The sequence below is a fragment of the Paenibacillus sp. PastM-3 genome (assembly GCF_029893965.1).
Classification (GTDB): Bacteria; Bacillota; Bacilli; order Paenibacillales; family Paenibacillaceae; genus Paenibacillus_AQ.
In genome coordinates this window covers 444,449-456,926 of the sequence record NZ_JARXXP010000001.1, presented here as the reverse complement: position 1 = coordinate 456,926, position 12,478 = coordinate 444,449, and the positions used below count along the sequence as shown (strand labels likewise).

Annotated in this window: 13 protein-coding genes; 12 read left to right on the top strand and 1 reads right to left on the bottom strand. The window is 50.0% G+C overall.

The window, feature by feature from the left end; translation table 11 throughout:
- Positions 1 to 80: 80 nt before the first annotated feature.
- The 5 genes from M2108_RS02085 to M2108_RS02065 all read left to right on the top strand — a co-directional run bounded on the left by M2108_RS02085 (position 81) and on the right by M2108_RS02065 (position 3,366).
- Entirely contained in the window at positions 81 to 1,298 is a 1,218-nt protein-coding gene (locus M2108_RS02085) for an MFS transporter (RefSeq protein ID WP_277467548.1), read from the top strand.
- Positions 1,299 to 1,485: 187 nt separating this feature from the next.
- Complete coding sequence (locus M2108_RS02080) at positions 1,486 to 1,938, top strand: MarR family winged helix-turn-helix transcriptional regulator (RefSeq protein ID WP_277467549.1); 453 nt, start codon at positions 1,486 to 1,488, stop codon at positions 1,936 to 1,938.
- A gap of 29 nt (positions 1,939 to 1,967) precedes the next feature.
- Entirely contained in the window at positions 1,968 to 2,483 is a 516-nt protein-coding gene (paiA, locus tag M2108_RS02075) for a spermidine/spermine N(1)-acetyltransferase (protein WP_277467550.1), read from the top strand.
- A gap of 16 nt (positions 2,484 to 2,499) precedes the next feature.
- Complete coding sequence (locus M2108_RS02070; protein ID WP_277467551.1) at positions 2,500 to 2,955, top strand: substrate-binding domain-containing protein; 456 nt, start codon at positions 2,500 to 2,502, stop codon at positions 2,953 to 2,955.
- Between the two features lie 231 nt (positions 2,956 to 3,186).
- Positions 3,187 to 3,366, top strand: a complete 180-nt coding sequence (locus tag M2108_RS02065) for an S-layer homology domain-containing protein (RefSeq protein ID WP_277467552.1) — start codon at positions 3,187 to 3,189, stop codon at positions 3,364 to 3,366.
- Between the two features lie 201 nt (positions 3,367 to 3,567).
- On the opposite strand, the gene M2108_RS02060 is transcribed toward M2108_RS02065, so the two are convergent.
- Complete coding sequence (locus M2108_RS02060; RefSeq protein ID WP_277467553.1) at positions 3,568 to 4,887, bottom strand: helix-turn-helix domain-containing protein; 1,320 nt, start codon at positions 4,885 to 4,887, stop codon at positions 3,568 to 3,570.
- Between the two features lie 457 nt (positions 4,888 to 5,344).
- On the opposite strand from M2108_RS02060, the gene M2108_RS02055 reads away from it, so the two are divergent.
- From M2108_RS02055 to M2108_RS02025, 7 genes are read left to right on the top strand one after another with little or no spacing between them, the layout of a single operon-like run.
- On the top strand, positions 5,345 to 5,515 hold the full coding sequence (locus M2108_RS02055) for a hypothetical protein (RefSeq protein ID WP_277467554.1): 171 nt from the start codon (positions 5,345 to 5,347) through the stop codon (positions 5,513 to 5,515).
- Between the two features lie 20 nt (positions 5,516 to 5,535).
- Complete coding sequence (locus M2108_RS02050) at positions 5,536 to 6,900, top strand: amidase (protein ID WP_277467555.1); 1,365 nt, start codon at positions 5,536 to 5,538, stop codon at positions 6,898 to 6,900.
- Positions 6,900 to 8,576: an ABC transporter substrate-binding protein gene (locus M2108_RS02045; RefSeq protein ID WP_277467556.1), complete on the top strand. Its 1,677-nt coding sequence runs from the start codon at positions 6,900 to 6,902 to the stop codon at positions 8,574 to 8,576. The genes M2108_RS02050 and M2108_RS02045 overlap by 1 nt, the downstream gene beginning before the upstream one ends.
- A 24-nt stretch (positions 8,577 to 8,600) precedes the next feature.
- Positions 8,601 to 9,545, top strand: a complete 945-nt coding sequence (locus tag M2108_RS02040; RefSeq protein ID WP_277467557.1) for an ABC transporter permease — start codon at positions 8,601 to 8,603, stop codon at positions 9,543 to 9,545.
- A 12-nt stretch (positions 9,546 to 9,557) separates the two neighbouring features.
- On the top strand, positions 9,558 to 10,460 hold the full coding sequence (locus M2108_RS02035; protein ID WP_277467558.1) for an ABC transporter permease: 903 nt from the start codon (positions 9,558 to 9,560) through the stop codon (positions 10,458 to 10,460).
- A 50-nt stretch (positions 10,461 to 10,510) separates the two neighbouring features.
- Positions 10,511 to 11,476: an ABC transporter ATP-binding protein gene (locus M2108_RS02030; protein ID WP_277467559.1), complete on the top strand. Its 966-nt coding sequence runs from the start codon at positions 10,511 to 10,513 to the stop codon at positions 11,474 to 11,476.
- Positions 11,477 to 11,489: 13 nt separating this feature from the next.
- The gene (locus M2108_RS02025) at positions 11,490 to 12,476 is read left to right on the top strand and encodes an ABC transporter ATP-binding protein (protein ID WP_277467560.1); all 987 of its coding nucleotides are present in this window, start codon (positions 11,490 to 11,492) and stop codon (positions 12,474 to 12,476) included.
- Positions 12,477 to 12,478: the final 2 nt, after the last annotated feature.

Below are 12,478 nucleotides of genomic sequence, written 5' to 3'. Positions count from 1 at the left end.
GTATTGACAAAGGGAGGATGGTAGCGCAAATTAAATAAAGATACTTTATAAAGTAGTCATAATAATGAAAGAGGGATTGTATGTCAACCTGGTTTCTTGTCATTATTTATCTGGCCTTTATCAGCCTGGGGCTCCCCGATTCCCTGCTTGGCTCAGCCTGGCCGGTCATGCAGCCTGAATTGAACGCTTCATTAGATTCTGCAGGTCTTATCGCCATGATTATCGCTGCGGGAACCATAGTGTCCAGCCTGGCCAGCGGAAAGATGATTGAATGGCTGGGCACCGGTAAAGTCACATTAAACAGCTGCTTTATGACAGCTGCGGCGCTACTAGGCTTCTCCGCGGCACCTTCACTGATGTGGCTGCTGCTGCTGGCTATTCCGTTAGGGCTCGGGGCAGGCTCAGTTGATGCGGCGCTCAATAACTATGTTGCAGCCCACTACAAGGCACATCACATGAACTGGCTGCATTGCTTCTGGGGAGTAGGGGCCACAATGGGCCCGATTATTATGTCCTTTTACATGGCCGGTCAGGGCTCGTGGCGCAGCGGTTATGCGGCAGTGGCGGTAATCCAGTTCGCACTTGTTGTTATTTTGCTCGTAACGCTGCCGTTATGGTCCAAAATAGCTGCTGTACATGAACAGAATAAGGCTGACGAGGAGCCAGAGCTGAAGCATTCCGGGGAAGTCGCCAGTGAAACAGAAACAGCCGCCAAGACCAATGTCTTTGGGATAAAAGGGGTGAAAACGACCCTGATCGCTTTTCTGTTCTATTGCGGGGTAGAGATGACCGTCGGCTTATGGGGAGCCAGCTTTCTGGTAGGGACCCGGGAACTGGATGCACAGACTGCCGCCGCGTGGATCTCCATGTATTACGGCGGGATTACCATCGGACGTCTTCTCTCGGGATTCATTACGTTAAAGGTGAACAATAAAATACTGATCCGTTCGGGACAGCTTATTGCTATGGCGGGAGGTATACTATTGCTGCTGCCGCTCCCGGATTCTTTTCTGCTGGTTGGCCTGATCCTGATCGGCCTCGGGCTGGCACCGATTTATCCGGGACTGCTGCATGAGACACCGGCACGCTTCGGCAAGGGAAATTCCACCCGCCTCATGGGCTATCAGATGGCTGTTGCCTATACAGGAACGACGCTGCTTCCACCGTTATTTGGTTTTATTGCCGCTAAGAGTACTGTAGCCATTTTCCCGTTCACGGTTCTGCTGTTCCTGAGCCTGATGTTTATGAGTGCCGAAAATGTGAACCGGGTAATCCGCGCCAAACGGACCGGAATTTAATGAGGAAAGGAAGCTGAGAGCAAGTGCATCAGGATTGTTGGCGACAGGCTGACAGGGCGGATGCACTTTTTTCGTTAAATGATGCGAGTGGTTTAAATTAATCCTGTTAACCACCTTGAAAAATTGTTGTATTTACAACAAACAAAAGATATTATTTATGATATTAATAAGGATTGGAGCAGCCGCCATGAAGGAAATTCTGCGCGAAATCGGGATGATTGCCAGAGCCCTTGATTCGATCAGCAATATAGAATTTAAAGAGTTCGACCTGACAAAAGGGCAATACCTCTACCTCGTACGGATCTGTGAGCACCCGGGGATTATACAGGAGAAGGTGGCTGAAATGCTCAAGGTAGACCGTACTACTGCTGCCCGGGCGATCCAGAAGCTTGAACATAACGGACTGGTTGAGAAGAGGGATGATCCGCATAACCGGAAAATTAACCGTCTTTTTCCCACAGCTAAGGGAGAGCAGGTTTTTCCTTTTATTATGAGAGAACACGCGCATTCCGACAATGTTGCTCTGGCGGGATTATCCGAATCAGAGACAGATGTCTTGTTCCAGCTTTTGCAGCGGGTCAGAAAGAATGTGGAAATGGACTGGGAATCGGTAAAGAAGGGCAATAAACGCGAATATTGATTCAACAAAGTAAAGGAGCCGCTAACGAAATGAATATTACGATCAAACAATGCGCCCTGGACGATCTGAAGGAACTTCAAGCCCTTAGTATTGAAACCTTCGATACCACCTTTAAAGACCAGAACTCTGAAGAAGTTATGAAGGATTATCTGGACAAGGCTTTTTCTGCCGAAAAGCTGGAGCAGGAGCTGACACGGGCGGGTTCGGAATTCTTTTTTGCCATGGTGAACGGGGTGCCGGCCGGCTATCTTAAGCTAAACATAGATGATGCCCAATCCGAAGCTATGGGAAAGGACGCTCTCGAAATCGAAAGAATCTACGTCAGCAGCAGGCATCATGGGAAGGGGCTTGGCAAACACTTGATAAACTGTGCCCTTAATAACGCTGTCAAGCACAGCAAAACCCGGATCTGGCTCGGAGTATGGGAGAAGAACGGGCCGGCGATCGGATTTTATCAAAAAATGGGGTTTGTACAGACTGGCACACATGTCTTCCAGATGGGCGATGAAGCACAGACTGATTTTATTATGGAAAAGGTGCTATAAAACCGGAATTACTGTAATGGGTATACGCAGGATAACCTATCCATCCAGACACCGGCTGAAGGGTTACTATAGAGCTGTTACAGAATTTGAGCTGCCGTTCGATCCCGTGCTGATCAAGATGGGGGATTGGGAGCGGGAATCCGGCTACCGGCTGACCGGCGAGCTGCTGGACCTGCCTGAACCGCCGACGTCCATCCTGTCGATGAATGATGTGATGGTGGTCGGTGTTCTGCAGATGGCAGGCGAGCGCGGCGTCAGCATACCCGGAGACCTCTCGGTCATCGGCTTCGATAACCGCGTATTCAGCGACCATCTTCAACCGAGTATTACGACGATGGGCTTGCCGCTGCATGAGATGGGCTTTCAGGCAATGGAATCACTGTACCAGATGATCAACGGAAATCAGGTGCAGCAGCTGAAGATGCCTGAATGCCGCCTGATTGAGCGGCTCTGTGAAAGATCTGAACAATGAATCATTTTTTCTTTTTATTCAATTTAAACGTTTAAATTAGCGGCAGATACGAAAGAGGTGATGACGTGACGGCTAAACTGGGCTATGAAAAGTACAGAATCGCTCTAAACAGGAGGGGGGCGGTAGAGTCGCTTGTCCTGCAGGAAGATCCCTATTTGATGAACTGGTCATGAATCCGCAAAATTTACAGGAGGCGGGATACGGGGAGGATGAAGATAAGCTGTTCGGGGAGTGGGAGCTTCGTTTACCGACACGAGGCAGCTTCAGCCGGATGCTCTGCAGGCAGTAGAAGCAGTACGCAGCGCCGGACTGATCAACGGATTGCCTGACGGCCGCTTAGATCCTCAAGGTAAGGCTACGCGTGCACAGGCAGCGGTTGTAATTTACCGGCTGCTGGGGCAAATGGAGTAATTAACTTAAAAACACTAATCAGCCTGTTGAGCTACTCTCTCAACAGGCTGATTAGTGTGTCCACGTGCAAAGGCCATTAGGGGTTTAATCAGAAGTATCGCTCCGCAAACGGACCGTTGTTCCAATCGCTGATATGCTCCGTGCGGGCTGCGCGCTGGAAAATATTCAAACTGCGGCAAGGGCTAACTTATTCACCAGTCTTTATATATTAATTTTATAAATGGTCCGGGGGCGACCGGTGCTGGAGGTGCTTTCTTCTCCGATCCGTTCCACAACGTGGGATTGCTCCAGCTGGCTCAGGATCCTTCTCGTTGCACGGGGCGTTATCTTAAGCGCTTGCGATAATTCAACGGCGGTTAACTGGTTGCGCTGCAATTTGTCGATGGCACTCGATAATTTGCCGATCGTTGCAGGGCTGACCTTCGCTTGTTTGGCGATCTCGAACAGTTTGCCATCCAACTGGTAAGCAAAGGAACGCGGCTTCTCGTCCGTAAGAGGTCCGTTCACATCGCCTGTCGTAGTAACCAGGAATGAGCAGCCGCCCCCATGCTGCTGGGCGTACTTAAGGGCGATGCGGGCATGCGCCTCAGCCTCGCTCCCGGTCTGGCCTTCGCCGATTCCGGCGCTGACGGTGATCGGCATATTTTCCAGGACCCAATCCGGTATCGGATTCAAAAGTTTCCCACCAGTGTACCTTTGATAGGCGCCTTGCGTAGTGACGAGAAGAAAGCTGTCATCGCCGAGCGGAGTGAAGGCCCCCTCGATCTCCTGGGCATAATCTAAAAGACGTCTGTACAATTCCAAACGTACCTTCTGCACCTCATATTCGGAGCCGTGATAATGAATGAGCTCGGACAGACGGTCAATCAGGATGAGCTGTATCAGGACTTGTCCGCTCTCCGCATATTGCAGCATCCCCAGACGCTGGGCCTTTTCCAGACATTCCCGAATGACGGATTGGGTCGGCCGGACCCCATATACCGGAGCCTTATTCTCAACCAGAAAATTATAAGTCGAACGGGTCGTAGTGATAATGGAGTCGACCTTGTTCTCTTTCCATAAACGTAAATGGATATCGCCCCAGGCCAGCGGGTCATTCTTTGGATACAACTCGGAAATCAAATAGACCTCCGGATAGGGAATACTGAGTTCCCTGAAAACCTCTTTGATGAGGTCCTCGGATATCGTATCGATGCTGATTCTCTCCAGGGACACCTTGTGATGATAGGTCATTTCAAAGATCGTCCGATACAAGGAAATCCCGTCGTGAGGAATATACAGCAGCGGACACTGAATGTCTTCATTTTGAGTTAAGACCATATAATAGGGGACTTCCCCCGTAAATATGAACACATCGTCCGTCTTCATATGCTTTCGGACAATGGCGGGTGCCTCATGCGGGTCTTTATAATCATAAAATTTCCAGGTTGATTCTGTGTATTGTTCTGCGATTTTTTTGATGATCAGGAGAGTATCTTCCGGACCGATGATCCCTATCCGAATTTTTTTATTCTGAACCATTATTAACCTCCCGAATTAAGGACTATACCTGTTATTCCTCTCATTATACAAAAAATACCCTAAATTGAAATTAATAATTTCGCAATAGATGCTTATGCATAGTAAGAATGTAACTATACATTACATAAAATGACGTTGAATATAAATGAAAGCGGATACTTATTAGGTTAATTTATAAAAATGATGAAATATAGACTAAATTATCATTTTATGTGTCAGGGTTATTGACAGATACAAAGAATTTGATATAAAATCCACTTTAAGGACATGTCCTAAATAATTCCGAAATAATAAAGACATGCGAACTTAGCAGAACAGGAGGGGGCCATCGAACCAGGCGCAGCTTAGCGGCTGTATAGGGTTTGAATTTAATGCAATAATGCATTAATTGAAAAAAGGAATTTGAAACACGCTTAAACCTTAACTTACTAAAACGAAAATAAGCAGGAGGGGCGTTATGAAGGAAGAGATTGTTCAGGCATTAGCCGAGGCAGCAGGAATGAAGTTGAGCCAGGAAAGAATCAAGCAGATCACCCCATTGCTCTCAGGTCAATTACAATCTCTGCAGCAGCTTCGCCCACTGGGTTTGACCGAAGAGCCTGTATGTTTGTTTAAAATCACCAAATGATAAATAGGGGGGGATCAAAAGTGAATCCTTTACATCTGACAATGAATCAGCTCAGCAAGCTGTATAAGCAAAAGGATATTTCACCGGTTGAAGTAACCCGCGTATTGCTGGAAGAAACGAAGAAGAAGGACGGGGAGCTTCATTCTTATACGACGATAACCGCAGAGTCGGCGATTTCACAAGCGAAGAAGGCGGAGTCAGAAATATTTGCGGGGGTAGACCGCGGACCATTGCATGGCATTCCGTTTAACCTGAAGGACAATATCCTTACGGCAGGCATCTCCACACAAGCGGGATCACCGATTCTGAAAGACAATGTTCCCGATGTGGATGCGCCCGTAGTTCCCCTGCTTCTGAATGCCGGAGGCGTCCTGCTAGGAAAAACAAATATGCTGGAATTTGCTTATGGAGAAACGAATCTGGCTATGGGTATAGTCAATAATCCATGGAATTTGGCACACACCGTTAGCGGATCAAGCAGCGGTTCGGCAGCCTCGGTGGCCAGCGGCCTGGCTTATGGAAGCCTTGGTACAGATACCGCGGGCAGTATCCGTATCCCTTCCTCCTATTGCGGTCTTGTCGGAATGAAACCCACTTATGGACTGGTAAGCTGCGAAGGTGTAATTCCTCTGGCCTGGAGCATGGATAACACGGGTCCGATGACACGAAGCGTGATGGATAATGCGGCGATGCTCGGGATCATCAGTGATTTTGACTATGGAGCATTTGCTCGAAGCGAGAAGAGTGTTCGGAACCTGCGGATTGGCATCATAGATATGGGCGACGATGTAACGGATGAGGTCCGTAACGCCGTTAACGCAATCGCCTCCGAGCTGCAAAAGCTTGGAGCAAAAGTCAAGTTTGGTGTGGACACCGCCTTTTTGGATGACAGCTCGCGGATTCTCATGCCGCTCCTCATGGCCGAGGCTTCAGCTGCACACGAAGAGCTTCTGATGGAGAACGCCGAGAAATATAACCCGATTGTCCGTGACCGCCTGGAAGCGGGCAGTCTGATCCCTGCCATTGATTATATCCGTGCCCAGCGGTACCGCAATCGGATCGTAACAGCCGCGCATCAGGTGATGGATGAAATGGATATCCTCATTACGCCTACTACCGGAGCTCCGGCCCCGCGCCAGGACAATGAAGTTGATCTGGGTAACATTACGCGTTATACCTGTCCGTTCAATATCATCGGGTTTTCGGCAATGTCCCTGCCTTGCGGAGTTAGTGCATCGGGAATGCCGCTTGGATTACAAGTAGTAGGTAAGCCTTATACGGAATCCACGATGTATCAGGTAGCGCTGGCATGTGAAGAGATTACGGGACTTAGCGGCCTGGTGGCCGGCGGAAATATCCACTTGCAGAATAAGGAGGCCAATTAATGATGGGGAATTATCATAACTGGGCAATACAGAAAAGGTTCGTATCGGGATTATTATTCATCCTAGTATTTGTAGTCGTACTCACAGGCTGTTCGGGAGGCAACAATGTCCCGGCTGGATCCAGCGCAGCGCCTTCAGACGCGTCATCCGGCAATACTGATGCAGGAGCAGCACCTTCGGGAACACTTGTGGTGGCGAATGAAGACGATCTTAACAGCCTGGACCCGGCCGCAGGTTACGGTACGCATACGATCCGCACCTTAAGCAATGTTTATGAATCCCTGATTAAGCAGGATGATTCAGGGAATATCATTCCCGGTTTGGCTACCAGCTGGGAACCTTCCGCAGACGGAATGGAATATACGTTCAAGCTTAGAGAGAACGTCAAGTTCCAGGATGGCACCCCTTTTAATGCAGAGGCTGTCAAAATCTCATTCGACCGGGCTCTGGATCCCAACAATGAATATCACTACGGCCCTTATGGATTCCCTAATTTCTTCGAGCCTAACATCAAGGAAATCACTGTAGTAGATGAAGCGACGGTCAAGTTCACATTGACCCAGGTGGATCCTACGTTTCTTCCAAACCTGTTGTGGAGCACTTTCGGGATTGTGAGCCCCGAGGCGCTTAAGACCTACGGCAAAGATTTTGCGATGCATGGAGCCGGAACAGGCCCGTTCCAAATTATAGAATGGAATAAAGGCACTTCAGTAGTAACCAAGGCGTATGAAGGTTACTGGGATGGTTCTCCAAAGATTGAGCGCCTGATCTTCAAACCTGTTCAAGAGGATGCGGCCAGACTGACCCAGCTGCAGACCGGTGAAATTCAAGTTGCTGCCGGGATCAGCCCGCAATTGCTGGAGGCCATCCAAGGAATAAATTCACTGAAAGTGCTATCCGGCCCCGGCCTGCACAACTGGTTTATGGTGTTTAACACGTACGAAGGTCCGCTGAAAGACGTGAAAGTGCGCCAAGCGCTTAACTATGCGATCAATCGTGAAGATATGGTCAAGAATTTGCTGCAGGATACCGTGACTATTTCCAACAGCTTCGCTTATCCTGACACATGGTCCTACAATCCGGATTCCCTGATTTATTCCTATGATCAGGAGAAGGCGAAGCAGCTGCTGGCTGAAGCCGGTTACCCGGACGGCCTCACACTGAAATATATCGTTCCCGCTTCCGGCTCAGGTATGATTGCACCTACCCAGATTGCCAATGTTATTCAGTCCGATCTTGCCAAGATTGGCGTCAAGGTGGAGATTACTACACAGGATTGGAACACCTACCTGTCCACCATCCAAGCGGGCTTAAGCCAGCCGAGCGGCACTTACGATATGGCCCAGTTCTCCTGGATGGGCACGTCGGATGATCCGGGCAGCTATGTGAACTTCTTCCTGCAAGGAAACAGTACGCCGGAGAAGCCGAACGGATTCAACGATGGTTATTACAGCAATCCTAAAGTAACGGAATTGCTCACTAAGGCGATGGAAACCATTGATCAGTCCGCACGTGCAGAGCTTTATAAAGAAGCACAGGTACTGGTGGCTCAAGATGCGCCATGGCTCTTCATGTTCCATGCCAAGTCCATTCTCGCCATGTCCGCCAAGGTTGAAGGTCTGACTCCTAATCCGAATATGAACTATCTATCGTTTGCCAAGGCTGAATTGAAATAAGAGGCTTAATAAGAAGGTGATGACATGGTTCGAACGTTAGTCAACCGGTTAGGAGCCATGATCCTGGTATTGCTGGGAGCCTCGATCATCGTATATTCGATGATACATTTGGCTCCCGGCGATCCTGCCCAGTCCATGCTTGGACCGATGGCTTCGCCAGAACAGCTTGAAATCCTGAGGGAGACCTTGGGACTGAATCAACCGTTTTATGTGCAGTATTGGAACTGGCTGATGAATGCGCTGCAGGGGGATTTCGGGCAGTCCATTTATTATAAAAGCCCCGTCACCAGCGAGATAGGCGCAAGATTGTGGGCAACGGCCTTCCTGACGATAAGCAGTTTCCTGTTCGCTGCAGTATTCGGAACGCTGCTGGGTGTGATCTCCGCGGTATACCGCGGCAGATGGATCGACCGAATCGTTCTGTTTGTATCGACGCTCGGCATTTCTTTTCCTCCATTTTACCTGGGCTTGATTCTGATTATGGTCTTCTCCGTAAGCTGGGGTCTGCTGCCGATGAGCGGACTTCAAAAGATAGAAGGCGGGGGCGGATTCGGCGATCAGCTGAAGCATGTCATTCTGCCCGCGATCGCTCTGGGAGCCAGTCCTTTAACAGTTATTACAAGAATGATGCGCTCCAGTATGCTGGAGGAACTCGGCAAGGACTATGTGCGGACCGCGCGCTCCAAGGGCCTGTTAACAAGAGTGGCGATAACAAGGCATGCCTTGAAAAATGCGCTGCTTCCAACCATCGACCTGTTCGGGCTGCAGATTGGTTACGTGATTGCGTCTACAGCTCTGGTCGAGGTCGTCTTTTCCTGGCCGGGCATTGGCAATCTGCTGATTAATTCCATAACCAACCGCGACCTTCCCCTGACACAGGGCATTGTATTATTGCTTACCGTGCTGTACAGCCTGATCAATCTAACGGCTGATTTAACCCGCGCGGCATTGGATCCTCGACTTCGCTAAGGAGGCTTAAATATGGAAGCACAGCCTTCCGCTAAAGATCTCGGTTTACTGGTCGAACCCGCTCAACCGGCCAGTAAGACCAGCGTCTGGAGCAAGTTTATCCGCAATCCGGCTGGCAGTATCGGAGCCGTTCTATTAGTACTTGTCGTTATATCGGCCGTATTTGCACCCCTGCTGAGCAGTTTTGATCCTGTGCAGCAGAATTTGGGCAAAGCTTTCCTCCCTCCCGGGGCAGAGGGACATCTGCTCGGGACAGATTCCTTGGGCAGAGATGTCTGGAGCCGCCTGCTCCACGGCGGGCAGCTGTCCTTGATGATCGCTTTAATCGCCACCGCTGTAGGTATCGGTATCGGGGTTCCGGTTGGGATCGCCACCGGGTATTACGGCGGTAAAATGGACAGCATCCTGATGCGGTTCATCGATATTATGCTGGCTTTTCCCTACCTGCTGCTGTCGATCGTTATTGTCGGAGCCCTGGGGCCGGGACTGGTCAATGTCACCTTATCCATTTCAATCAGTACCATCCCGTTTTATGTGCGGCTGCTCAGAGGATTAACTCTGGGCGTGCGCGACCTGCAATTTATTGAAGCAGCCAGAACGATCGGCGCTTCCAACTTCCGAATCATGTGGAACGGCATCATGAAATCCATACTTCCTTATATCATTGTTAATGCGACATTAAACATCGGCTATGTTCTGCTGGCCGTTGCCGGGCTTAACTTTCTGGGGTTTGGAGTACAGCCGCCGACAGCGGAATGGGGAGGCATGCTTGCGGAGAACCGTTCGTTCATTACTCTAGCTCCGGTAGCCGTACTGGCACCTGGAACCGCCATTGCGATTACGGTTTTGGCGCTTAATTTGACAGGGGATGCGCTGCGCGATGCTCTCGATGTGTCCTTGTCGGATAATCGTTGATGACATTATGACGAGGGAAGCCCGCAGCAATCTCTTAGGGAGGTTTTGGAATGACTGAACCCCTATTGGCCATTAAGGATTTGAGAACTTATTTTATTAGTAAAAATAAAGAAGTGCGTGCCGTCGACGGCATCGATCTGGAAGTATACCCCCGGCAGATTGTGTGTGTGGTGGGAGAATCCGGTTCCGGCAAAAGCATGACCTCCCTGTCCATTATGCGGCTCGTTCCGCAGCCCAAGGGCAAAATCGTCTCCGGGGAAGTTCGCTTCAATGGAGAAGATTTGCTTCAGCTCAGCGAGGAACAAATGGCCAAGCGACGCGGGAATAATATCTCCATGATATTCCAGGAACCGATGACGGCCTTGAACCCGGTAATGACCATCGGCAGACAAATCTCCGAGGTGCTGCTGCGGCATCAGAAATGGAGCCGCCGTGAAGCGAAAGCAAAAACGGTAGAGATGCTGCAGAAAGTGGGAATTTCGCGTGCTGAACGGATTGTCAATGAATATCCACACCAGCTGTCTGGTGGGATGAGGCAGCGGGTCATGATTGCGATGGCCATGATGTGCGAACCGAAGCTTCTGATTGCCGATGAACCGACAACGGCGCTGGATGTGACCATTCAAGCCCAAGTGCTCGAGTTGATGAAGAAGATGCGGGACGAATACGATACCTCCATTATTTTTATTACCCATGATCTGGGTGTGGTGGCGGAAATGGCGGATCATGTCGTCGTTATGTACGCGGGACAGGTTGTAGAATCAGCCAGTGGTGATCAGCTGTTCCATCACCCTTCCCATCCGTATACCAAAGCCTTGCTGGAATCCATTCCATCGCTGAACGACGACAAGGAGATCCTCTTCTCCATTCCGGGAACAGTTCCGGATGCCGCCGCATTCCCGAAAGGCTGCCGGTTCGCCGACAGATGCCCGACTGCCCGGCCTTCCTGCACAGAGGCTATGCCTGAACTGCGTGAAATAAGGCCTGGTCATCTGGTCCGTTGTGATTACGCATGAAAGGGGTGAGGAAATGGGCGGTAATTTATTAGAAGTAAATAACCTAAAGAAGTATTTTCCTATAAAGTCCGGATTTCTGCAAAAAACGGTTGGACACGTCAAAGCGGTAGATGGGATATCCTTCACGGTAAGAGCCGGAGAAACACTCGGCATCGTTGGAGAATCCGGCTGCGGCAAATCGACGATGGGCCGGCTGGTGATGAGGATTATGGATGCCACGGATGGGCAGATTCTGATGGAAGGCCAGGATATTACGAAACTGTCGGGAGACAAGCTGCGGAGCATCCGCTCTGACTTCCAGATGGTGTTTCAAGATCCGTACGCCTCTCTTAATCCCAAAATTTCCGTTGAAGAAATCATTGCCGAACCATTGATTGTCAAAGGGGGCTTAACCCGCGCCCAAATTGCAGAACGTGTCAGCTATCTGCTGAATGTGGTAGGGCTGCGGCCAAGCGTCAAAAACCGTTATCCTCATGAATTTTCGGGCGGGCAGCGCCAGCGGATTGGCATTGCCCGGGCACTTGCCCTGAATCCGAAGTTGATTGTCGCGGATGAAGCGGTATCCGCGCTGGATGTCTCAATACAATCGCAAATTCTGAATCTGCTGGTTGAGCTCAAAAAGGAATTCAACCTCTCCTATATTTTTATCTCTCATAACCTGGCTGTCGTCCGCCATATCAGTGATCGGGTCGGCGTCATGTATCTGGGTAATATGGTCGAACTGGCGGGCAAAGTCGATCTTTACCAGAAGCCGCTCCATCCGTACACCGTAGCTTTGTTGTCTGCGGCTCCCGAGGCCAAACGCGGAGCTGTGAAGGAAAGAATCATCCTGGAGGGGGAAGTGCCGAGTCCGGCTAATCCTCCCAAGGGCTGCGCGTTCCATACACGTTGTCCGCATGCCATGGATATTTGCCGCGAAGTCCGGCCGCAGTTCAGGGAAGTGGCTGAGGATCATTTGGTAGCCTGCCATCTGTACGAACCGCAGCCCCTGCATTCCTAACA

Coding starts and splice junctions, on each gene's coding strand:
- M2108_RS02085 (WP_277467548.1), top strand. CDS start 81: ATGTCAACCTGGTTTCTTGTCATTATTTATCTGGCCTTTATCAGCCTG.
- M2108_RS02080 (WP_277467549.1), top strand. CDS start 1,486: ATGAAGGAAATTCTGCGCGAAATCGGGATGATTGCCAGAGCCCTTGAT.
- paiA (WP_277467550.1), top strand. CDS start 1,968: ATGAATATTACGATCAAACAATGCGCCCTGGACGATCTGAAGGAACTT.
- M2108_RS02070 (WP_277467551.1), top strand. CDS start 2,500: ATGGGTATACGCAGGATAACCTATCCATCCAGACACCGGCTGAAGGGT.
- M2108_RS02060 (WP_277467553.1), bottom strand. CDS start 4,887: ATGGTTCAGAATAAAAAAATTCGGATAGGGATCATCGGTCCGGAAGAT.
- M2108_RS02055 (WP_277467554.1), top strand. CDS start 5,345: ATGAAGGAAGAGATTGTTCAGGCATTAGCCGAGGCAGCAGGAATGAAG.
- M2108_RS02045 (WP_277467556.1), top strand. CDS start 6,900: ATGATGGGGAATTATCATAACTGGGCAATACAGAAAAGGTTCGTATCG.
- M2108_RS02040 (WP_277467557.1), top strand. CDS start 8,601: ATGGTTCGAACGTTAGTCAACCGGTTAGGAGCCATGATCCTGGTATTG.
- M2108_RS02035 (WP_277467558.1), top strand. CDS start 9,558: ATGGAAGCACAGCCTTCCGCTAAAGATCTCGGTTTACTGGTCGAACCC.
- M2108_RS02030 (WP_277467559.1), top strand. CDS start 10,511: ATGACTGAACCCCTATTGGCCATTAAGGATTTGAGAACTTATTTTATT.
- M2108_RS02025 (WP_277467560.1), top strand. CDS start 11,490: ATGGGCGGTAATTTATTAGAAGTAAATAACCTAAAGAAGTATTTTCCT.